Below are 19624 nucleotides of genomic sequence, written 5' to 3'. Positions count from 1 at the left end.
CTGCCAAGGGCATGGCTGGTTGGCTACGTTCGGGAGGGATAACCGCTGAAAGCATCTAAGCGGGAAGCCTGCTTCGAGATGAGTATTCCCACCTCCTTGAGAGGGTAAGGCTCCCAGTAGACGACTGGGTTGATAGGCCGGATATGGAAGCCCAGTAATGGGTGGAGTTGACCGGTACTAATAGGCCGAGGGCTTGTCCTCAGTTGCTCGCGTCCACTGTGTTAGTTCTGAAGTAACGAACTCCCACACCCCTCTGGGGTGGCTGGTTGTAGTTCGACATCTTCATAGTGTTTCGGTGGTCATAGCGTTAGGGAAACGCCCGGTTACATTCCGAACCCGGAAGCTAAGCCTTTCAGCGCCGATGGTACTGCAGGGGGGACCCTGTGGGAGAGTAGGACGCCGCCGAACAATTATTGTGGGAAAGCCCCGCACCTTCTGGTGCGGGGCTTTTCTGCGTTTACAGTCAGGGCATGCGCTATGAACTGGTCATCTTCGACAACGACGGTGTACTCGTCGACAGCGAGCCGCTGTCCAACGCCATCCTGGCCGCGTACCTGACCGAGCTCGGGCATCCCACCTCGTACGAGGACTCCCTCCGGGACTACATGGGGGGTGCCGTGCACCGGGTGCACGACCTGGTGGCGGAGCGGACCGGGCAGCGGTTGCCGGACGACTTCGACGAGGTCTTCCACGCACGGGTGTTCGCCGCTTTCGCGCGGGAGCTGGACGTGGTGGCCGGCGTACCGGAGGTGCTGGAGAAGCTCACCGCCGACGGGGTGCCGTACTGCGTGGCGTCCTCGGGGAGCCATGAGCGGATCCGGGTGGGGCACCGGAAGACCGGGCTGGACCGCTGGTTCCCGGCGGGCGCGGTCTTCAGCGCGGAGGACGTGGGAAGGGGGAAGCCGGCGCCGGACCTCTTCCTGCACGCCGCCGAGAAGATGGGCGTGGCGCCCGAGCGGTGCGTGGTCGTCGAGGACAGCCCGCTCGGCGTACGGGCGGCCCGGGCGGCCGGGATGGACGTGTACGGGTTCACGGCGATGACGCCGGCCGGGAACCTGGCCGGGGTGAACGGCTCCTTCGACGACATGGGCGAGTTGCTCGGTCTGCTCGCGTGAGTGATCTGTCCAGGGGCGGGTGAGCGCCCCTACGCTGTGCCGCCATGACGGATGCGCGGTTGAGGCGTGGGCGGGGTTCGCTGGCGGTCTCCTTCTTCGTGCAGGGGGTGACCTTCGCGGTCCTGGTGACACGCATCCCGGCCGTCCAGGACCGGTACGGGATGTCCGACGCGCTGCTGCCGGTGTTCCTGGCGGCCGTTCCGGTGCTCGCCGGTGTGGGGAGCGTGCTCGCCGGGAAGCTGGTGCGGCGGCTGGCGCCGGGCGTGGTGCTCCGGTGGGCGCAGCCGGTGGTGCTGCTGGCCCTCCTGGGGGTGGGGGCGGGGGAGCGGCTGTGGCACGTGGCCGTGGCGCTGGGCGTGTTCGGTCTGGCCGTGGGGGCGCTCGATGCCTCGATGAACATGCTGGGGGTGAGCCTCCAGCGCGCGTACGGACGCAGCATCATGCTCGGGTTCCACGCCGCGTACAGCCTGGGCGGGATCGTCGGGGCGTCGCTCGCGTGGGCGGCGGTGCACTGGCGGGTGGGGCTGGGGTGGTCGTACCTGTCGGTGGTCGTGGTGGTGCTGCCGGCGGCGCTGCTGGCGAGCCGGTGGTACGTGGCGGGCCCCCAGGGCGTCGAAGGGGGCTCCAGGGGCCGTTCGACGGGGCTGTTGATGCCGCTGTGCCTGGTGATGACCTTCGCGTACATCGGCGACTCCACGGTGTCGAACTGGAGCGCGAAGTACCTGACGGATGTGCTGGGCGGGTCGGAGGAGCTGGCGACCGTTCCGTACAACGCCTATATGGTCACGACCCTGTTGGGGCGGACCGTGGGGGACCTCGGGGTGCGGCGGTTCGGGGCGGGGGCCGTGGTGCGGGGCGGGGCGGTGCTGGCGGCTGCCGGGTTCGGGGTGGTGGCCGGGGCGCCGGGGGCGTGGGCCGGGGTGGCGGGCTTCACCGTGCTGGGGCTCGGGCTGAGCGTGCTGGTGCCGCAGACGTTCGCGGCGGCGCGGGGTGACGCGGAGGTCGCGCGGCTGAACGTCTTCAACTACGTCGGGTTCCTGGTCGGCTCGCCACTGGTGGGCGCGCTCGGGGACGCGTGGAGCTACCGCGGGGCGATGCTGGTGCCGCTGGTCCTGGTGCTGGTGACGCTGCGGTACGCCCGGTCGTTCAGCGCTGAACCGGACCGATACGGTGGCGGGCATGAGCGGCCGCGCACTGTTGATGTGGGATGACGCACTGACCGGGTACGACTTCGGGGCCGGGCACCCGATGGACCCGGTGCGCCTGGCACTGACCATGGGGTTGGTGCGGGCGTACGGGCTGGATCGGTCCGTCGAGGTGACCGCCGCCAAGCCGGCCGGGGACTCGACGCTGCGGCTGGTGCATCGCGAGGACTACGTGGCGGCCGTGCGGGCGGCGTCGGCGGATCCGCGGGCGGCGGACCAGGCGTACGGGCTGGGCACGATGGACGACCCGGCGTTCGCGGGGATGCACGAGGCGTCGGCGCTGATCGCGGGGCAGTCGGTGGGCGCCGCGGAGGCGGTGTGGCGCGGCGAGGCCGCGCACGCGGTGAACTTCGCGGGCGGGCTGCACCACGCGATGCCCGGCTCGGCGGCGGGCTTCTGCATCTACAACGACGCCTCGCTGGCGATCGCCCGGCTGCTGGAGCTGGGCGCCGAGCGGGTGGCGTACGTGGACGTGGACGTGCACCACGGGGACGGTGTGCAGGCGGCGTTCTGGGAGGACCCGCGGGTGCTGACCGTCTCGCTGCACGAGCACCCGCGCACGCTGTTCCCGGGGACCGGGTGGCCGGAGGAGACGGGCGCGCCGGGGCCGGCCGAGGGCGGCGCGGTGAACGTGGCACTGCCGGCGGGTACCGGGGACGCGGGCTGGCTGCGGGCGTTCCACGCGGTGGTGCCCGAACTGCTGGCGGACTTCCGGCCCCAGGTGCTGGTGACGCAGCACGGGGCGGACACGCACTTCGAGGACCCGCTGGCCCATCTGGCGGTGTCGCTGGACGCCCAGCGGGCGGTCCAGGCTGCCTGTCACGACCTGGCGCACACGTACGCGGAGGGGCGGTGGGTGGCCCTGGGCGGCGGCGGTTACGCGGTGGTCGACGTCGTACCGCGGTCGTGGACGCACCTGGTGGGCATCGCGGCGGGTGCGCCGGTGGAGCCGGAGTCGGTGGTGCCGTCGTCGTGGCGGGACGAGGTGTACGCGCGGACGCGGCAGCTCGCGCCGGGGCGGATGACCGACGGGCGGTGGCCGGTGTCGTGGCGCGGCTGGGACGAGGGGTACGACCCGGCGGACCGGCTGGACCAGGCGGTGCTGGCGGCGCGCCGGGCGGCGTTCCCGCTGCGGGGGCTGCTGCCATAGGGGGTGTCTCGCCGATCAGGCGAGACACCCCCCAGCGAGCCGCCCGGCCGGCTCCGTGGGCGCGGTTACGCCAACTGTGGGGTGTCCGCCCCGTTCCGGCTCCCCGGGGGGCGGGCTGCGGCAGCATCGGCAGGGTGTTGAGTACCGGTGCGCTGCGCGCGCATTTGCTGGCGGCCGGGCTGGCCGGGCCGGTCGCCACGTCGCGCGAGGCCAGTCTGCGGAGCTATCGCCTGTTCGCGGTCCGGGACCCCCGGGTGACGCTCGGGCTCGATCCCCGGTGGGCGTGGGACGAGCGGGAGCTGTTACGGCTGATGGCGGCCAAGTGCGGGGTGTCCGGCGACCCCGCGTACCGCTCGGGACCGGACGCCATCGACCCGGAACGGACGCTGAGCGCGCTGGGCGCGTTCGCCGCGCGGCTGGGCGAGGCGGCCCGGCGGCGGGCCCCGGTGCTGCTCGGGACCGGGCATCCGCACCGGCTGCTCGGCTTCTACGCCGGGCTCGCAGACGCTTTGTCGGCGGCCGGATGTCTCGTTCTCACACCCGCGAAGGGGCGATGTGTCGACATAACGACCCGGTTCGGCGTACGTACGTACAGTCTCGACTACGTACGGGGAGTCGCGTTGGTGCGGGAACCAGGACGTGAAGGCGCCGGTTGTGAGACCGGCGCACACACCCATTCACCCCTCCCGGTGAGGGCCGCCCTGGAGGGTCTCGCGGAGGTCGGCGGGCCGCTCCCGGAGCTCGTCGTGGGGGACCACGGATGGGTCTGCGGAGCAGGTCAGCTCGGTATCGAGGCCGTCGGCCTCGCCGACACGGACGACCCCGCGCTGTTCGTCGGGGAGGCCGAGGGACGGGTGTCCGTGGCCGTCCCGATCGATGACGCTGTGCGGTCCGATTACTACCGACCGCTTACTCGCTATGTACTCAATCGGGCGTGTCTGTCACAGTAGGCGGCCGGTGGTAGCTCCTCTTCCCCACTCGTATCACCCGCCCCTAGTCTGGTGAGTGAGCGCACCGCGACGAAGAGTCACCGGAGGGGAAGCCGGTGGGCGTTGTGGGCGGAAGGTACAGGTGGGTCATGGCTGCTGCTGGCGAGAGGCCTCTCAACGAGGTCAAGTTCCTGACCGTGGCGGAAGTCGCCTCGGTGATGCGAGTGTCGAAGATGACCGTGTACCGCTTGGTGCACAGCGGTCATCTGCCGGCGATCCGGGTGGGCAGGTCGTTCCGGGTTCCGGAGCAAGCGGTTCACGAGTACCTCCGGGAGTCCTTCGTGGGGGTGGAGACCGCCTAGCGGTCCCCGACGGGGTCCCACGTACCCCTCGGATTACAAGCTCGGCGCTCCGGCCGGTAGGCTAGGCCGACGTAGGTCGTGTGGGCCCAGACGCCCCGCACCGAGATCCCCGCTCATAGCGGGGGTGTTCCGAGAAGTGAGCGAGGGTAGTCGTGGGCTCTGTTATCAAGAAGCGGCGCAAGCGGATGGCCAAGAAGAAGCACCGCAAGCTGCTCAAGCGCACCCGCGTGCAGCGTCGCAACAAGAAGTAAGCGGCGGCTGTACGTGCGCAGATCGTGGCCCTCCCACCGGTTTCCGGCGGGAGGGCCACGGTGTTTCCCGGGCACCCGTGCCGCCCCCAGGGGTGCGGCGGTCATTACAGCGCATCATTCACCCGCTACGGTGGCGCAGAGGCGAGGACCGAACGGAAGGCGCTGATCTTGGGGAAGGTCGTGCTCGTCACCGGCGTGGCCCGGCGGCTGGGCGGCAGGTTCGTCCGCCGTGTCCAGCGCGATCCCGGCGTGGAGCGGGTGATCGGCGTGGACGCCGTTCCGCCCCCGCACGGGCTGGGTGACGCGGAGTTCGTCCGTGCCGACATCCGGCAGCCCGCCATAGGGCGGGTCCTGGCGGAGTACGGGGTCGACACGGTCGTCCACATGGACGTCACCGGGACCCCGCTGGGCAGCGGCGGCCGGACGGCGGTCAAGGAGACCAACGTCATCGGCACCATGCAGCTCCTCGGGGCGTGCCAGAAGTCTCCGACGGTCAGCCGCCTGGTGGTGAAGTCCAGTACGAGCGTCTACGGCTCGGCGCCCCGCGACCCGGCCGTCTTCCTGGAGACCACCCCGCCCAAGTCCCTGCCGAGCGGAGGCTTCGCCAAGGACGCCGTCGAGGTGGAGGGGTACGTCCGTGGCTTCGCGCGCCGCAGGCCCGATGTGGCCGTGTGCGTGCTGCGGTTCGCCAACATCCTGGGACCCACCGCGGACTCGCCGCTCGCCGAGTACCTGTCGCTGCCCGTACTGCCGACGGTGTTCGGCTACGACCCGCGGCTCCAGTTCGTGCACGAGGACGACGTGGTCGAGGTGCTGCGGATCGCCGCGCGGGAGCCGCGGCGCGGCACCCTCAACAGCGGCACCTTCAACGTGGCCGGGGACGGGGTGCTGACGCTCTCCCAGTGCTCGCGGCGGCTGGGGCGGCCCACGGTGCCGGTACTGCTGCCGGCGGTCACCTGGGTCGGCACGGCCTTGCGTACGCTCGGTGTGACGGACTTCTCACCCGAGCAGATCCGGCTCCTGACGCACGGTCGGGTGGTCAGCACCGTGCAGATGCGCGAGACGCTCGGGTTCGAGCCGACGTACACGACCGCCGGGGCCTTCGCGGACTTCGCCCGGAGCCGCGGGCCCGGCCTGCTGCCGCCGGAGGTCCTCGCGGGGGCGGTCGACCGGGTCGCCGCGTCCCGGCTGCCGCTCGCGGCCCCCGGCGGCGGCGCGGCGAAGACGACTCACAGCGCCGGATGAGGGAGCGCGATTCAGCGATGGCGGACGCCAAGGTCATTCCGTTCGACGACGACCGGTCACGCGGTGGCGCGGCCACCCCCCGGCCGGGACGCCGGCGGCCCCTCCTGGGCGGCACGCGGCGGCGGAACGGCGAGGGGGCCGTGAGCCCGCTGCCGGGCCCCCAGGCGGCCGGGACGGCCTCCGCGGCGGCCCCGGACGGCCCGGAGGAGGCGCGCGGGGAGACGGCCGGCGGGAGGGGCGGGGAGAGCGGCGGCGCGGCACGCGGCGACTGGGAGCGGCGGATCGCGGGCGGGCTGGCGTTCCTGCGGCGGCGGGTCACCGGCGAGTACGAGGTCGACGAGTTCGGCTACGACGAGGAGCTGACCGACCAGGTCCTGATGTCACTGCTGCGGCCGCTGTACGAGAACTACTTCCGCGTCGAGGTGAAGGGCATCGAGAACATCCCGTCCGAGGGCGGGGCGCTGGTGGTGGCGAACCACTCGGGCGTGCTGCCGCTGGACGGGCTGATGATGCAGGTCGCCGTGCACGACAACCACCCGGCCGGGCGGCACCTGCGGCTGCTGGCCGCGGACCTCGTGTTCATGCTGCCGGTCGTCAACGAGCTGGCCCGCAAGGCGGGGCACACGCTGGCGTGCGCGGAGGACGCGGAGCGGCTGCTCCAGCGCGGCGAGGTCGTCGGAGTGATGCCGGAGGGCTTCAAGGGCATCGGGAAGCCGTTCAGCGAGCGCTACAAGCTCCAGCGGTTCGGCCGGGGCGGGTTCGTGTCGACCGCGCTGCGGGCCGGCGTGCCGATCGTGCCGTGCTCGATCGTGGGGGCCGAGGAGATCTACCCGATGATCGGCAACGTGAAGACCCTCGCGCGGGTGCTGGGCATCCCGTACTTCCCCGTCACTCCGACGTTCCCCTGGCTGGGGCCGCTCGGGGCGCTGCCGCTGCCGACGAAGTGGACCATCCAGTTCGGTGAGCCCATTCCGACGGACGGGTTCCCGCCGGAGGCGGCGGAGGATCCGATGCTGATGTTCAACCTGACGGACCAGGTGCGGGAGCAGATCCAGCACACGCTGTACAAGCTGCTGGTGCAGCGGCGGTCGGTCTTCTTCTGACGGTGCCGCGCCGGCGGCTGCCGTGGGGACGGGTGGGTGCCCTCCGGAGAGGGGCGCCCACCCGTCCCGCTGTCTAGCCGGCGTCTTCCTCGTCGATGCCCAGGCCCGGGATGATGCCCGGGAGGATCGGCGGGATGGTGACGTCCGGGGCCGGCGACTGCGTCGGCTGGCCGCCGCCACCGCTGCCGGTAGCCGACGGGGGCGTCGTCGGGTCCGGTTCGAGCAGGCCGCCGGTGTTGCCGCCGAGCAGGCCGTCGTCCTTCGCCGTGCCGCTCCCGGAGCCGGAGGGGCCGGGTTTGCCGCTGCTGCCGGAGGGCCGGCTCTCCGGGCTGGACGGGGCCTGGTGGGACGGCCCGGTGCCGGAGGAGTCCTTGGTGGCGCCGGGGCGGCCGGATCCCCGGCCGTCGCTCCGCTCCGGGGGCTGCGGTAGCTGGGAGCGGAGCGGTCCGACCTCTTCGTCTATGGCGTCGAAGACGTCGCTCACCTCGTCCCGTACGTCGGTGAGCTGGACGGGCAGCCGGTCGCGCAGCCCGTTCCAGGCCTCGCGGTGGCTGCGGGCGAACGAGTTGAGCGTGGCCATCGGGGCGATGGCGCCGTCCCGCTCGTACGCCAGGCGGAGCAGCCGGTGGCCCTCGGCGGCGTCGTGCTTCATACCGTTGAGCGCCCGCCGGATTTCGCCCAGGGACTCGTGGTCCAGTGCCCCGGATCTCCCGCGCTCCATGAGGCGGCGGGCCTCGCTGAGCCGGGTGGAGGCCTGGTCGAGGTAGATCCCGCCCCGGTCGGCGTCGTCGTCGGCCATACCGAGCTTGAGGTCTTCCATCCCGCGCTTCAGCCCGTACAGCGAGTCACCGGGGAGGGCGTCGGAACTGGCAGCGGCCACTCCGCTGAACGCGCCCGCCGCCACCCCGACCGTGAGCCCGCCGGCGGCGAGCCCCTTCGACCAGCGGGAGCGGGGCCGCAACTTCCGGAGCGCGGTGGCGCGGTGGGCGCCCCGCCCGGTCGCCGCCCGCTGCTCCGGCACCGTAGGGCCCGCGGACGCGCTCCCCTCGGCGAACATCGCCTCCATGGCGGCGACGAGCTGCGCTCGCTGCACCACCTTCACCTCGGGGTCCAACTCCGGCTTCGGCAGATCGGCGAGACCGTTCGCCAGGGCCAACAGCCGGCCCTGCTCGGTCGGTTCGACCGATGCCTCGGGCTGCTCGGCCGCCTGCTCTTCCAGGGCCTGGGCGAAGGCGTTCGCCCGCCGGTGCGCCGATACGTTCGCGATCACTGGCGGCACCTCCTCTCGTCATGACGGTCGACTCCCCGGGGGGTCCGGAAGGTTGCACACCTTGAGCACATCCACACGAATGAGTGAGTGGCTGGGGCCAGGGTGCGACCACAGGGAGCCTGCATCCCGCACAACGAGCGGCTCGGCACTTGGGTTACGCACGAAAGATGATCGGACCAGCGCGTCATCGAGGCGTCACCGACGGTGAGTTGAGGTGGACAGGGTCAGCGGGCGTCTTCGGGGAGCAGACGCGCCAGGGTGCGGACCGCCCGGTACTGGAGGGTCTTGATCGCACCTTCGTTCTTGCCCATGACGCGGGCGGTCTCCGCGACGGACAGGCCCTGGAGGAAGCGCAGGGTCACGCACTCCTGCTGCTGGGGGTTGAGCTTGCGGACCGCCTCCAGCAGGGCCGCGTTGGAGAGGGACTCCAGGACCGAGTCCTCCGGGCTGCGCTCCACCTCGTTGGCGTCGAGCATTTCGCCGGTGGTCACTTCCAGTCGGAACCGGCTCGATTTGAAGTGGTCGGCGACCAGGTTGCGAGCGATGGTGACCAGCCAGGCGCCGAAGTCGCGCCCCTGCCAGGTGAAGGTGGAGATGCGGCGCAGGGCGCGCAGGAACGTCTCACTGGTCAGGTCCTCGGCCGTCGCCTTCCCGCCGACGCGGTAGTAGATGTAGCGGTAGACGGTGTCGCTGTACTGGTCGTACAGACGGCCGAAGGCGTCGGCCTCGCCGGCCTGGGCCCGCTCGACCAGCTCCATCATGCGCGCGCTGTCGCTGTCGGCGGAGGGCCGGCGGGCGGTGGTCGAGGTACCCGAACCGCTCCGGCCGCCGCGTCTCCCGACGGCTGCACCGCCGTCGGCGAGGGCATAGCAAGGACCGGCGGGTGCCGGTGAGGCGAAGGCCGGGACGGCGTACGCGGTGGGGACGAAGCCGCGCAGATGGTCGATGACCGTCGCGCGGAGCGTAGCCAGGCCCGAGGCGTCAACCCCGACGTGTGGGTACACGGGACTCCCAGAGGCAGAGCTTCCATCACGTGCAGTACGGAACCTTTCACCCGTCGTAGCGACGGACGGGGGTCTCGTATGCGTCTGAGGAGAATAACGCTTAGTGCAGGGAGCGCTACGCCGAGTTGCTCAAATCATCGATTCAGTCGCTTCTCTTGCGTCTACGCGGCTGATCAAGTCGCACTTGGTGATCAGGTATTGATCGGATTACTTCGAGAAGTGTTTGGCTGCGAGATCTCTTGTGGCCGAGTGCGCGCGGGGCGACTGGCGCGCGCCGAAGGGGGGTAAGAGGCCCGGTTCGGGCGTGCCGGGGCGGCGGCCGGGCCGGGGGTGTGCCGTGGGTCAGCGGCGGCGGCGGTGGAGGGCCACCGCGGCGGCCGTGCCGCCGGCCAGGGCGCCGACGCCCGCGGCGGCCGGGATGCCGACCTTGGCGGCCTTGCGGCCGGTGCGGTAGTCGCGCAGCCGCCATTCCCGGTCGCGCGCGTACCTGCGGAGCTTGGCGTCCGGGTTGATGGCGTACGGGTGGCCCACCAGGGACAGCATGGGGATGTCGTTGTGGCTGTCGCTGTAGGCGGCGCAGCGCGACAGGTCCAGGCCCTCGGCGGCGGCCAGCGCGCGGACCGCCTCGGCCTTGGCCGGGCCGTGCAGGGGCTCGCCGACGAGCTTGCCGGTGTAGACGCCGTCCACCGACTCGGCCACCGTGCCGAGCGCCCCGGTCAGGCCCAGGCGGCGGGCGATGATGGTGGCCGTCTCGACGGGGGCGGCGGTGACGAGCCAGACCCGCTGTCCGGCGTCGAGGTGGGCCTGGGCGAGGGCGCGGGTGCCGGGCCAGATGCGGTCGGCCATGTACTCGTCGTAGATCTCCTCGCCGATGGTCATCAGCTCGGACACGCGGTGGCCCTTGACGATGGACAGGGCGCTGTCGCGGGCGTCCTGCATGTGCTCGGGGTCCTCGACGCCGGCGAGCCGGAACCAGGCCTGCTGCCAGGCGAACCGGGCGAGTTCGCGGCGCTGGAAGAACTTCCTCTTGTACAGCCCGCGGCCGAAGTGGAAGATCGCCGCGCCCTGCATCACGGTGTTGTCGAGGTCGAAAAACGCGGCGGCGTGCTCGTCGCCGTGGACGGGGAACTGGGGTTCGGGTGCCGGCTGCGAGGTCTTGCGGGCGGCCTCGGCCGACGCTTCGCCCGCCAGCACGCTGCGCGCGGTGGCGGAACGCCTGTGAGGAGTGAGCCATCCCGGTGCGGCCATGCCGTGAGCATAGCCACTGTGTTCGGTCCTCCCCGACCCGTGGGGGGACGCCATGGCGTGAACTTCATGGGGCGCTCGAGTGACGCGGGCGCAGAATGGGGTGCATGTTCGGACGTACGAAGAAGAAGGCCGGTCCGCGGACGGTGACCCTCATCGGGAAGCCCGGGTGCCACCTGTGCGACGACGCGCGGGCGGTGGTCGAGGAGGTCTGCGCGCAGACGGGCGCGCGGTGGGAGGAGAAGGACATCCTCCAGGACGAGGAACTGCACCGGGCGTACTGGGAGCAGGTCCCGGTGGTCCTGGTGGACGGGGAGCAGCACACGTTCTGGAAGGTGGACGCGGGGCGGCTGCGGCGGGCCCTGGAGGGCTGAGCCGGGTGGGGTGACCGGGAAAGGCGGTTACCATCGTGAGCGTTTTGTTGCGCTTCGGGGGCGTGGTCATGAGGAGTGTGTACCGCTTTGTCCCCTTCGGCACGTGAACGGACCGAGGCGCGCCCCGGTTCCGGGATGGCGCGATCGATTCGCGTGAGCCCGGTCACTTTGCCCGGACAAAATGGACACCATCTTTGTGCACGCGTTCACAAAGACATAGCCTGCTGTCGACGGGGCGGTCTTGGTACGTATGGCCGCCTACAGCCCCGCTCATCCCGCAGGAGCACCGTGGCAACTGGCCGAACACACCGACCGGCGACCCGTAGCCGAGGAATCCCCGAGGCCACCGTCGCCAGGCTTCCGCTGTACCTGCGGGCGCTCACCGCACTGTCGGAGCGCTCCGTACCCACGGTCTCCTCCGAGGAGCTCGCGGCGGCGGCGGGGGTCAACTCCGCGAAGCTGCGCAAGGACTTCTCGTACCTCGGCTCGTACGGGACCCGTGGCGTGGGCTACGACGTCGAGTACCTCGTCTACCAGATCTCCCGCGAGCTCGGGCTCACCCAGGACTGGCCGATCGTGATGGTCGGCATCGGTAACCTCGGCGCCGCCCTCGCCAACTACGGCGGGTTCGCCTCCCGGGGCTTCCGTGTCGCCGCGCTGATCGACGCCGACCCCTCGATGGTCGGCAGGCCGGTCGCCGGCATGCCCGTCCAGTTCATCGACGACCTCGAGAAGATCGTCGCCGAGAACGGCGTCTCCATCGGTGTCATCGCCACGCCCGCCGGCGCCGCCCAGCAGGTCTGCGACCGGCTCGTGGCCGCGGGCGTCACCTCCATCCTGAACTTCGCGCCCACCGTGCTCTCCGTCCCGGACGGCGTGGACGTGCGCAAGGTCGACCTCTCCATCGAGCTCCAGATCCTCGCCTTCCACGAGCAGCGCAAGGCCGGCGAGGAACCCGGCGCGGGCGCCGAGGCGGTCCTGCCGCCCGCCGTGCGCGACGCCGCCGCGGCGGCCGCCGCCGCCGAGGCCGAGAGCCGGAAGGGACCTGACGGGGACATGCCCGCCGTGATGCCGGCATGAGCCTCCTCGTCGTCGGTCTCAGCCACCGCAGCGCCCCCGTCAGCGTGCTGGAGCGGGCCTCCCTCGACGCCGACACGCGCGCCAAGCTGCTCCAGGACACCCTCGCCGCCGAACCGGCCACCGAGGCCGCCGTCCTGGCCACCTGCAACCGCATCGAGCTGTACGCCGACGTGGACAAGTTCCACGCGGGCGTCGCCGAGCTGTCCACCCTGCTCGCCCAGCACAGCGGGGTCGGGCTCGAGGAGCTCACCCCCTACCTGTACGTGCACTACGAGGACCGCGCCGTCCACCACCTGTTCTCGGTGGCCTGCGGGCTCGACTCCATGGTCGTCGGCGAGGGCCAGATCCTCGGGCAGATCAAGGACGCCCTCGCGCGCGGCCAGGAGCTCCACACCGCCGGGCGGCTGCTGAACGACCTCTTCCAGCAGGCGCTGCGGGTCGGCAAGCGGGCCCACACCGAGACCGGGATCGACCGGGCCGGCCAGTCGCTCGTCACCTTCGGGCTGGAGCAGCTCGCCGCCGGCGGCGACGTCGCCGCCTGGGCCGAGGGCAAGCGGGCGCTCGTCATCGGCGCCGGCTCGATGTCCTCGCTGGCGGCCGCCACGCTCGCGCGGGCCGGGGCCGGCGAGATCGTCGTCGCCAACCGGACCCCGGAGCGCGCCGAACGGCTCGTACAGATCCTCACCGAGCCCGGCGGCACCGGCGTGGCCGCGAGCGCGGTGTCCATGACCGCCGTCAGCGAAGAACTGACACGTGCGGACATGGTCGTGTCCTGCACCGGCGCCACCGGGCTGGTCCTGACGGGCGTCGCCGTCGAGAGCGCGATGGCCGGCCGCACCGCGCCGCTGGCGCTGCTCGACCTCGCCATGCCCCGCGACATCGACGCCGCCGCGCACCGGATCGCCGGCGTCCGGCTCGTCGACATCGAGTCGCTCGCCGACGCCTCGGCCGACGCGCCGATGGCCGCCGACGTGGACCAGGTGCGCGGCATCGTCGCCGACGAGGTCGCCGCCTTCGGCGCCGCCCAGCGCGCCGCGCACATCACCCCCACCGTCGTCGCGCTGCGCACCATGGCCGCCGACGTCGTCGCGGGGGAGATGACCCGGCTCGAAGGGCGGCTGCCCGGCCTCGACGACAAGCAGCGCGCCGAGATCACCCAGACCGTGCGCCGCGTCGTGGACAAGCTCCTCCACGCGCCGACCGTACGGGTCAAGCAGCTCGCCAGCGAGCCCGGCGGCGCCGGGTACGCGGACGCGCTGCGCACACTCTTCGACCTCGACCCGGAGACGGTCGCCTCCGTCAGCCGGGCCGACGTGAACGACGCCGATCACAAGAACCGAGGGCGAGTATGACCGAGAGGGCCCAGCAGACCGAGAGGGCTTTGCGGCTCGGGACCAGGCGCAGCAAGCTCGCCATGGCCCAGTCCGGGCACGTCGCCGACGCGGTCGGGCGGCTGACCGGGCGCCCCGTGGAGCTCGTGGAGATCACCACGTACGGTGACACCTCCCGCGAGAACCTCGCGCAGATCGGCGGCACCGGCGTCTTCGTCACGGCGCTGCGCGACGCGCTGCTCGCCGGCGAGGTCGACTTCGCGGTGCACTCGCTGAAGGACCTGCCCACCGCGCAGCCCGACGACCTCGTGCTCGCCGCCATCCCGCGGCGCGAGGACCCGCGCGACGTGCTCGTCGCCCGGGACGGCCTGCGGTTCGAAGAGCTTCCGGCCGGAGCCCGCGTGGGCACCGGCTCGCCGCGGCGCATGGCGCAGCTCAACGCGTACGCCCGCGCCCACGGCATGGAGATCGAGTGCGTCGCCATCCGGGGGAACGTCGACACGCGCATCGGCTACGTCCGCAACGGGGAGCTCGACGCGGTGGTACTCGCCGCCGCCGGGCTCAACCGCATCGGACGGGGTGACGAGGTCACCGACTTCCTGTCGGTCGACACCGTTCTGCCCGCTCCCGGCCAGGGAGCCCTGGCGGTCGAGTGCACGGCGGCCGACGCCGGCCTCGCCGCCGCGCTCGCCGAGCTCGACGACCCGTACACCCGGGCCGCCGTGACCGCCGAGCGGTCCCTGCTCGCCGCCCTGGAGGCCGGCTGCAGCGCACCCGTGGGTGCCCTGGCCGACCTTCTCCCACTCTCGGCTCCGCTCGAGTGGGGGGACCCCCAGGCCGATGGGCAGGTTGTTCATGAGATGCGCCTGCGGGGCGTCGTCGGCACGACCGACGGCTCCACGCTGGTGCAGTTGTCCACCACCGGTCCCGTACCCACGTCGCACGGCGACGCTGTCGCGCTCGGTCGCGAGCTCGCGTCCGAGATGCTCGCCAAGGGTGCGGCCGGTCTTATGGGGGAGCGAGCACTTTGAGCCCCATCACTGCATCCAAGGCTTCCTCCGCGTTCTCCGCGTGCGGGCACGTCACGTTCCTGGGCGCGGGGCCCGGAGATCCGGGGCTGCTGACACTGCGCGCCGTCGAGGCCCTGTCGGGCGCTGACGTCCTCATCGCCGAGCCGCATGTGCTCGACGTCGTACGCGGCCATGCCCGGGCGGGCGTGAGCACGCCGGAGCTGGCGGTCGTTGACGAGGCGTCAATGGCCGCCGGGGTCCCCGTGTTGAGGGATGCGACCAATCTTGTCATGGAGGCCGCGCGGGGCGGCAAGCGGGTCGTCCGTGCGGTCAGCGGCGACCCCGGGCTCGACGGCGACGCGGGCGCCGAGATGCTCGCCTGCGCCGCCGAGGGCATCCCCTTCGAGGTCGTCCCCGGTGTCGCCGCCGCCGTCGGCGTGCCCGCCTACGCGGGTGTGCCGCTGCGGGACGCGCAGGGCGCGGACGTGCGCTTCGTGGACGCGCGGACCGCGAGTGAGCGGTGCTGGGCGGAGGTGGGGGCGTCGGACGGCACGGTGGTCGTGTCGACGTCGCTGGACTCCGTGGCCGCCGCGGCCGGTGAGCTGGTGTCGGCGGGCCGTAAGCCCGACACCCCGCTGACCGTGACGGTGGCCGGCACGACGACCCGGCAGCGTACGTGGTCCGCGACGCTCGGCTCCATCGCGCAGGTGCTCAAGCAGGCGAAGGTGCTGCCGTCGCCGGACGGTCACCAGCCCGTCATAGCCGTGGTCGGTGAGCGCAGTGCCGCCGCCCAGCGCGACCAGCTCGCGTGGTTCGAGTCCAAGCCGCTGTTCGGCTGGAAGGTCCTCGTACCGCGCACCAAGGAGCAGGCGGCGTCGCTCTCCGACCAGCTCCGCTCCTACGGCGCCGTGCCGAGCGAGGTCCCCACCATCGCCGTCGAGCCGCCGCGCACGCCGCAGCAGATGGAGCGGGCCGTCAAGGGGCTCGTCACCGGGCGGTACGAGTGGATCGCCTTCACCTCGGTCAATGCGGTCAAGGCGGTGCGGGAGAAGTTCGAGGAGTACGGGCTCGACGCCCGCGCCTTCGCCGGGATCAAGGTCGCCGCGGTGGGCGAGCAGACCGCCGCCGCGCTGGTCGAGTTCGGTGTGAAGCCGGACCTCGTGCCGAGCGGCGAGCAGTCGGCGGCCGGACTGCTGGAGGACTGGCCCCCGTACGACCCCGTCTTCGACCCGATCGACCGGGTCTTCCTGCCGCGGGCCGACATCGCCACCGAGACGCTGGTGGCCGGTCTCATCGAGCTCGGGTGGGAGGTCGACGACGTCACCGCCTACCGGACCGTGCGCGCGTCGCCGCCGCCGGCCGAGACGCGGGAGGCCATCAAGGGCGGTGGCTTCGACGCCGTGCTGTTCACGTCGTCGTCGACCGTGCGGAACCTGGTGGGCATCGCCGGCAAGCCGCACAACGTGACCGTCATCGCCTGCATCGGGCCCGCCACCGCCAAGACGGCGGAGGAGCACGGGCTGCGGGTGGACGTGCTGTCGCCCGAACCGTCCGTGCACAAGCTCGCGGAGGCGCTCGCCGAGTTCGGGCTCCGGCGCCGGGCGGCCGCCCTGGAGGCCGGTGACCCGGTCACCCGGCCGAGCGAGCGGCGCCCGGGCGCGCGGCGGAGGCGTACGACCTGACCGGATCCTCGTCGGCTCCTGATCGGTTTCGGGGTGGAGGGCATCCAAATGGGTGCGCTCCACCCCGTCGGCGTGTGCCGGAGGTGGTCGGAGACCGCCCCCGTCACCGACTGAACGCGGACTCGGCCCGCACCCCGATCAGCCGGGGGCGGCCGCGGGCGTGCGGAGTGCGTCAGCGCCCGGACGCGTACGGCAGGAAGGCCGCCCAGGCGGTGGGCGCGAGGGTGAGGCGGGGGCCGGTGGGGTTCTTGCAGTCGCGGACGAGGATCCGGTCCGTCATGGCCGCGACCTCGACGCAGTCGGGGCCGTCGTCGGTGCTGTAGCTGCTCTTGATCCAGGCCACTTCGATGCAGTCGGGGCCATCAGCCGTGCTGTAGCTGCTCTTTATCCACTCCGCTGCGGCCCTGGCCTTGGACGGCTTGAGCGTCATGTCCTTGTCTCTCCCAGTACTTTCTCGATGAAGGCCAACGACTCCCGTGGGCTGAGAGCCTGCGCGCGGATGGCTCAGTAACGGATGTCGAGGGCTGTCGTTTCCGAAGTGGCGGTGCGCGCTCCGGCAGGGTGTCGGCAAGAGCACGGGCGGGCCGGGCGTAGCGTGGGCGTATGACTTCGTACGGATCCTTCCCCGGTTCGCGGCCGCGGCGGCTGCGGACGACGCCCGTGATGCGGCGGATGGTCGCGGAGACGCGGCTGCACCCGGCCGACCTGATCCTGCCCGCGTTCGTGCGGGAGGGCGTGAGCGAGCCGGTGCCGATCTCGGCGATGCCCGGCGTGGTGCAGCACACCCGGGACACCCTGCGGAAGGCCGCCGTGGAGGCGGTCGAGGCCGGGGTCTCCGGGATCATGCTCTTCGGGGTGCCGGAGGACGCGAAGAAGGACGCGGCCGGTACGGCCGGGACCGATCCGGACGGCATTCTCCAGGTGGCCATCCGGGACGTGCGGGCCGAAGTCGGCGATGAGCTCGTCGTCATGTCCGATCTGTGCCTCGACGAGTACACCGATCACGGGCACTGCGGTGTGCTGGACGCCGAGGGGCGCGTCGACAACGACGCCACCCTGGAGCGGTACGCCGAGATGGCGCAGGTCCAGGCCGACGCGGGCGTCCATGTGGTGGGCCCCAGCGGGATGATGGACGGCCAGGTCGGGGTGATCCGGGACGCCCTGGACACCATCGGCAAGGAGGACGTGGCGGTGCTCGCCTACACGGCGAAGTACGCCTCGGCGTTCTACGGCCCCTTCCGCGAGGCGGTCGGCTCGTCGCTGAAGGGCGACCGCAAGACGTACCAGCAGGACGCGGCCAACCAGCGGGAGTCGATGCGGGAGCTGGCGCTCGACCTGGAGGAGGGCGCCGACATGGTGATGGTCAAGCCGGCCGGGCCCTACCTGGACGTGCTGGCGAAGGTCGCGGACGCGGTGGACGTGCCGGTCGCGGCGTACCAGATCAGTGGTGAGTACGCGATGATCGAGGCCGCCGCGGAGAAGGGCTGGATCGAGCGGGACAAGGCGATCCTGGAGTCCCTGACCGGCATCAAGCGGGCGGGCGCGCAGATGATCCTCACCTACTGGGCGACCGAGGTCGCCCAGCGGCTCGGAAGGGTCTAGTACCTAGTCCCACCAGAAGGTCCAGTCCTGGCGGTCGAGCACCTCCTCGGCGGCGTAGGCGCGCAGGGTTTCGTAGCCGTCCCAGACGTTGTCGGGGCAGAGCGCGTAGTGCTCCGCGGCCACGGCCAGGGCGTCGGACAGGGTGCGGGGCGGGGCGGCGACCGAGACGGTGAGCAGGTCGTGGCCCAGGCCGACCAGCCGTATGCCGAACCGGTCCTCCCAGGAGCGCAGGACGGTGGAGAGCTGGACGGCGTCCGCGTGGTTGGAGGCGCCGCCCCAGCCGAGGACGGCCGGGACGTCCGCGCCGCGGCGGGCCGGGACCAGGGCGCCGCGCGGGCCCTCCAGCCAGTCGTCGGCGCCGGTGAGCTCGGCGGTGACGCGGGCGGCGGTGTCGTCCGGGTCGGTGCCGCCCTCGCCGGGCGGGGCCAGCCCGGGCCAGGTGGTGGAGAAGGGCGCGAGGGCGGCGAGGTCCTCGTCGTCCTCGGACAGCTCGTGCCACAGGTCGGTCAGGGTCGTGGCGGGGTCGTGGTCGTCGGGGTCGGCCACCTGGCTCGCGTGGAAGTACTGGGTGTCGGTGAGCAGCACCGGTTGCAGGCCGGCGGCTTCCCGGGCGGGCAGGAGACGGGCCCAGGTGTCGGGCGTGGCGGGCTCGTCCGCGTACCAGAGCGACGGCTGGACGCGCAGGGTGCCGGGCGGCAGGTCCAGGCCCAGCGCGTTCGGGTTGATGACCATGGAACGACCTTAGGCGCCGCCACTGACAATGCTCAGGGACGGGACTCGTACAGGACGGCGTGGTAACGGCCGTCCGTTTCCCGGCCGGTGGGGTCCGCACCCGCGAGGCGTACGGCGGAGACGGCGGCGCGCCGCTCCTGGGCGCCGGTGAAGAGACGCTGCGGATAGGTGCGTTCGGGGTCGGAGCGGGTGGTGAGGCCGAAGTCCGCCAGGCAGGACGCGATGGGGGCGTACGGCATCGTGCGGAGGATGAAGGCGCTCACCCACACCGGCTGTCCGGCGCATTCGAGCAGCGCGGTGAAGGTGCGGCGACTGAGGAAGGTCCCGCCGCCGGTGAGCGTGATGAGTCCGACGTCCGCCATCGCCGCCGCCAGGGCGGGGGAGGGGGCGTGCTCCTCCAGGTTGTCGGGGTGGACGGCGTCGAGGAGGCCGACCGACCGGGCGTAGTCGAGGGCGCCGCAGGCGATGTCGAGGCCGACCACGCGGACGGCGTCGGGGCGGCGCCTGGCGGCGTAGAACTCCTTGTCGTGTTCGATGAGTTCGGCGGTCGTCAGGTGCCTGACCCCGGCGCTCGTGTAGTGCGCGTAGAGGTCGGCCAGGGTCAGGTCGTGGTTGAGCAGCGCGGCGTTGATGCCGTACGAGCAGCACAGGTCGAGCACGGTGAGGCCGGGGTCGGCGCGTTCGGCGACGGTGCGGCGGAAGACGGCCTGGGCGTGGTGGGGGATCTCGTACGCCAGGGGCGCGAGGCGGGTGAAGTAGGCGCGCGGGTCGGGGCGGTCGTAGATGTCGTCGAAGCCGGTCATGTCCTGCATGCGGTCCTCCTGCCGGACGGGTGGGCGCAGGGCATCCTGTCCCGCCCGGCGCCCCCGGCGCTGGGTGCGAACGGGGGCGCATGGGGGCAGGGGGGTTACAGGTGGCTCATTGCGGTGGGGTG

The 19624-nt window shown here is 72.0% G+C and carries 20 protein-coding genes and 2 rRNA genes; 16 read left to right on the top strand and 6 right to left on the bottom strand.

The features are described 5' to 3' along the window. The 10 genes from ACF068_RS04720 to ACF068_RS04675 form a co-directional block, all read left to right on the top strand. Positions 1-201: ribosomal RNA gene (locus ACF068_RS04720) — 23S ribosomal RNA — on the top strand; the annotation flags it as partial. Positions 202-291: 90 nt separating this feature from the next. After that, positions 292-408 (top strand): 5S ribosomal RNA (gene rrf, locus ACF068_RS04715). A 62-nt stretch (positions 409-470) separates the two neighbouring features. Next, positions 471-1115, top strand: a complete 645-nt coding sequence (locus ACF068_RS04710; protein WP_392272659.1) for an HAD family hydrolase — start codon at positions 471-473, stop codon at positions 1113-1115. Between the two features lie 44 nt (positions 1116-1159). Further along, positions 1160-2326, top strand: coding sequence for an MFS transporter (locus tag ACF068_RS04705; protein WP_392272658.1), 1167 nt, complete (start codon positions 1160-1162; stop codon positions 2324-2326). Beyond that, positions 2295-3470, top strand: coding sequence for an acetoin utilization protein AcuC (locus ACF068_RS04700; protein ID WP_392272657.1), 1176 nt, complete (start codon positions 2295-2297; stop codon positions 3468-3470). Before ACF068_RS04705 ends, ACF068_RS04700 begins: the two co-directional genes overlap by 32 nt. A 134-nt stretch (positions 3471-3604) precedes the next feature. Beyond that, positions 3605-4420, top strand: a complete 816-nt coding sequence (locus ACF068_RS04695) for a phosphatase (protein WP_392272656.1) — start codon at positions 3605-3607, stop codon at positions 4418-4420. A gap of 128 nt (positions 4421-4548) precedes the next feature. Next, positions 4549-4761 (top strand): helix-turn-helix domain-containing protein, encoded by a 213-nt coding sequence (locus ACF068_RS04690; protein ID WP_064070100.1) that lies wholly within the window; start codon positions 4549-4551, stop codon positions 4759-4761. A gap of 152 nt (positions 4762-4913) precedes the next feature. Beyond that, positions 4914-5012: a 30S ribosomal protein bS22 gene (locus ACF068_RS04685; protein ID WP_003948845.1), complete on the top strand. Its 99-nt coding sequence runs from the start codon at positions 4914-4916 to the stop codon at positions 5010-5012. A 168-nt stretch (positions 5013-5180) separates the two neighbouring features. After that, positions 5181-6257, top strand: coding sequence for an NAD-dependent epimerase/dehydratase family protein (locus ACF068_RS04680; protein WP_392272655.1), 1077 nt, complete (start codon positions 5181-5183; stop codon positions 6255-6257). A gap of 17 nt (positions 6258-6274) precedes the next feature. Then, entirely contained in the window at positions 6275-7360 is a 1086-nt protein-coding gene (locus tag ACF068_RS04675) for a lysophospholipid acyltransferase family protein (protein ID WP_392272654.1), read from the top strand. 73 nt (positions 7361-7433) lie between these two features. On the opposite strand, the gene ACF068_RS04670 is transcribed toward ACF068_RS04675, so the two are convergent. From ACF068_RS04670 to ACF068_RS04660, 3 genes are all read right to left on the bottom strand, one after another. Further along, complete coding sequence (locus tag ACF068_RS04670; protein ID WP_392272653.1) at positions 7434-8630, bottom strand: DUF5667 domain-containing protein; 1197 nt, start codon at positions 8628-8630, stop codon at positions 7434-7436. Positions 8631-8854: 224 nt separating this feature from the next. Beyond that, positions 8855-9634 carry an ECF subfamily RNA polymerase sigma factor, BldN family gene (locus ACF068_RS04665; protein ID WP_392272652.1) on the bottom strand — a complete coding sequence of 260 codons (780 nt, stop codon included), beginning with the start codon at positions 9632-9634 and terminating at the stop codon, positions 8855-8857. Positions 9635-9976: 342 nt separating this feature from the next. Further along, positions 9977-10882, bottom strand: a complete 906-nt coding sequence (locus ACF068_RS04660; protein ID WP_392272651.1) for an HAD family hydrolase — start codon at positions 10880-10882, stop codon at positions 9977-9979. A 95-nt stretch (positions 10883-10977) separates the two neighbouring features. Here ACF068_RS04660 and ACF068_RS04655 point away from each other — a divergent pair, with 95 nt between their 5' ends. The 5 genes from ACF068_RS04655 (at position 10978) to ACF068_RS04635 (ending at position 16356) form a co-directional block, all read left to right on the top strand. Continuing rightward, positions 10978-11253 (top strand): glutaredoxin family protein, encoded by a 276-nt coding sequence (locus tag ACF068_RS04655; RefSeq protein WP_392272650.1) that lies wholly within the window; start codon positions 10978-10980, stop codon positions 11251-11253. Positions 11254-11541: 288 nt separating this feature from the next. Further along, complete coding sequence (locus ACF068_RS04650; protein ID WP_392272649.1) at positions 11542-12333, top strand: redox-sensing transcriptional repressor Rex; 792 nt, start codon at positions 11542-11544, stop codon at positions 12331-12333. Continuing rightward, the gene (locus tag ACF068_RS04645; protein WP_392272648.1) at positions 12330-13685 is read left to right on the top strand and encodes a glutamyl-tRNA reductase; all 1356 of its coding nucleotides are present in this window, start codon (positions 12330-12332) and stop codon (positions 13683-13685) included. The genes ACF068_RS04650 and ACF068_RS04645 overlap by 4 nt, the downstream gene beginning before the upstream one ends. Beyond that, positions 13682-14695 (top strand): hydroxymethylbilane synthase, encoded by a 1014-nt coding sequence (hemC, locus tag ACF068_RS04640; protein WP_392272647.1) that lies wholly within the window; start codon positions 13682-13684, stop codon positions 14693-14695. The genes ACF068_RS04645 and hemC overlap by 4 nt, the downstream gene beginning before the upstream one ends. Continuing rightward, positions 14692-16356, top strand: coding sequence for a uroporphyrinogen-III synthase (locus tag ACF068_RS04635; RefSeq protein ID WP_392272646.1), 1665 nt, complete (start codon positions 14692-14694; stop codon positions 16354-16356). The genes hemC and ACF068_RS04635 overlap by 4 nt, the downstream gene beginning before the upstream one ends. Before the next feature lie 172 nt (positions 16357-16528). Here ACF068_RS04635 and ACF068_RS04630 read toward each other — a convergent pair whose 3' ends face one another. Then, positions 16529-16786 (bottom strand): DUF397 domain-containing protein, encoded by a 258-nt coding sequence (locus tag ACF068_RS04630; protein WP_392272645.1) that lies wholly within the window; start codon positions 16784-16786, stop codon positions 16529-16531. A 173-nt stretch (positions 16787-16959) separates the two neighbouring features. Between ACF068_RS04630 and hemB the strand changes: the two genes are divergently transcribed. Beyond that, complete coding sequence (hemB, locus tag ACF068_RS04625; RefSeq protein ID WP_392272644.1) at positions 16960-17958, top strand: porphobilinogen synthase; 999 nt, start codon at positions 16960-16962, stop codon at positions 17956-17958. Between the two features lie 3 nt (positions 17959-17961). Here the strand turns inward: hemB and ACF068_RS04620 are convergent, their stop codons facing one another. Further along, positions 17962-18690: a DUF4253 domain-containing protein gene (locus ACF068_RS04620; RefSeq protein WP_392272643.1), complete on the bottom strand. Its 729-nt coding sequence runs from the start codon at positions 18688-18690 to the stop codon at positions 17962-17964. 32 nt (positions 18691-18722) lie between these two features. Beyond that, complete coding sequence (locus ACF068_RS04615) at positions 18723-19502, bottom strand: hypothetical protein (RefSeq protein WP_392272642.1); 780 nt, start codon at positions 19500-19502, stop codon at positions 18723-18725. Between the last annotated feature and the right edge of the window lie 122 nt (positions 19503-19624).

This window comes from Streptomyces sp. NPDC016309 (genome assembly GCF_043077235.1).
Lineage (GTDB): Bacteria > Actinomycetota > Actinomycetes > Streptomycetales > Streptomycetaceae > Streptomyces.
The sequence above is the reverse complement of the archived record's forward strand: the minus strand, read 5'-3'. Positions and strand labels throughout refer to the sequence as shown.

Excerpts from the sequence above, each read along its gene's own strand:
- ACF068_RS04710 (WP_392272659.1), top strand. The coding sequence starts at position 471 with ATGCGCTATGAACTGGTCATCTTCGACAACGACGGTGTACTCGTCGAC.
- ACF068_RS04705 (WP_392272658.1), top strand. The coding sequence starts at position 1,160 with ATGACGGATGCGCGGTTGAGGCGTGGGCGGGGTTCGCTGGCGGTCTCC.
- ACF068_RS04700 (WP_392272657.1), top strand. The coding sequence starts at position 2,295 with ATGAGCGGCCGCGCACTGTTGATGTGGGATGACGCACTGACCGGGTAC.
- ACF068_RS04690 (WP_064070100.1), top strand. The coding sequence starts at position 4,549 with ATGGCTGCTGCTGGCGAGAGGCCTCTCAACGAGGTCAAGTTCCTGACC.
- ACF068_RS04675 (WP_392272654.1), top strand. The coding sequence starts at position 6,275 with ATGGCGGACGCCAAGGTCATTCCGTTCGACGACGACCGGTCACGCGGT.
- ACF068_RS04660 (WP_392272651.1), bottom strand. The coding sequence starts at position 10,882 with ATGGCCGCACCGGGATGGCTCACTCCTCACAGGCGTTCCGCCACCGCG.
- ACF068_RS04655 (WP_392272650.1), top strand. The coding sequence starts at position 10,978 with ATGGGGTGCATGTTCGGACGTACGAAGAAGAAGGCCGGTCCGCGGACG.
- ACF068_RS04645 (WP_392272648.1), top strand. The coding sequence starts at position 12,330 with ATGAGCCTCCTCGTCGTCGGTCTCAGCCACCGCAGCGCCCCCGTCAGC.
- hemC (WP_392272647.1), top strand. The coding sequence starts at position 13,682 with ATGACCGAGAGGGCCCAGCAGACCGAGAGGGCTTTGCGGCTCGGGACC.
- ACF068_RS04630 (WP_392272645.1), bottom strand. The coding sequence starts at position 16,786 with ATGACGCTCAAGCCGTCCAAGGCCAGGGCCGCAGCGGAGTGGATAAAG.
- hemB (WP_392272644.1), top strand. The coding sequence starts at position 16,960 with ATGACTTCGTACGGATCCTTCCCCGGTTCGCGGCCGCGGCGGCTGCGG.
- ACF068_RS04620 (WP_392272643.1), bottom strand. The coding sequence starts at position 18,690 with ATGGTCATCAACCCGAACGCGCTGGGCCTGGACCTGCCGCCCGGCACC.
- ACF068_RS04615 (WP_392272642.1), bottom strand. The coding sequence starts at position 19,502 with ATGCAGGACATGACCGGCTTCGACGACATCTACGACCGCCCCGACCCG.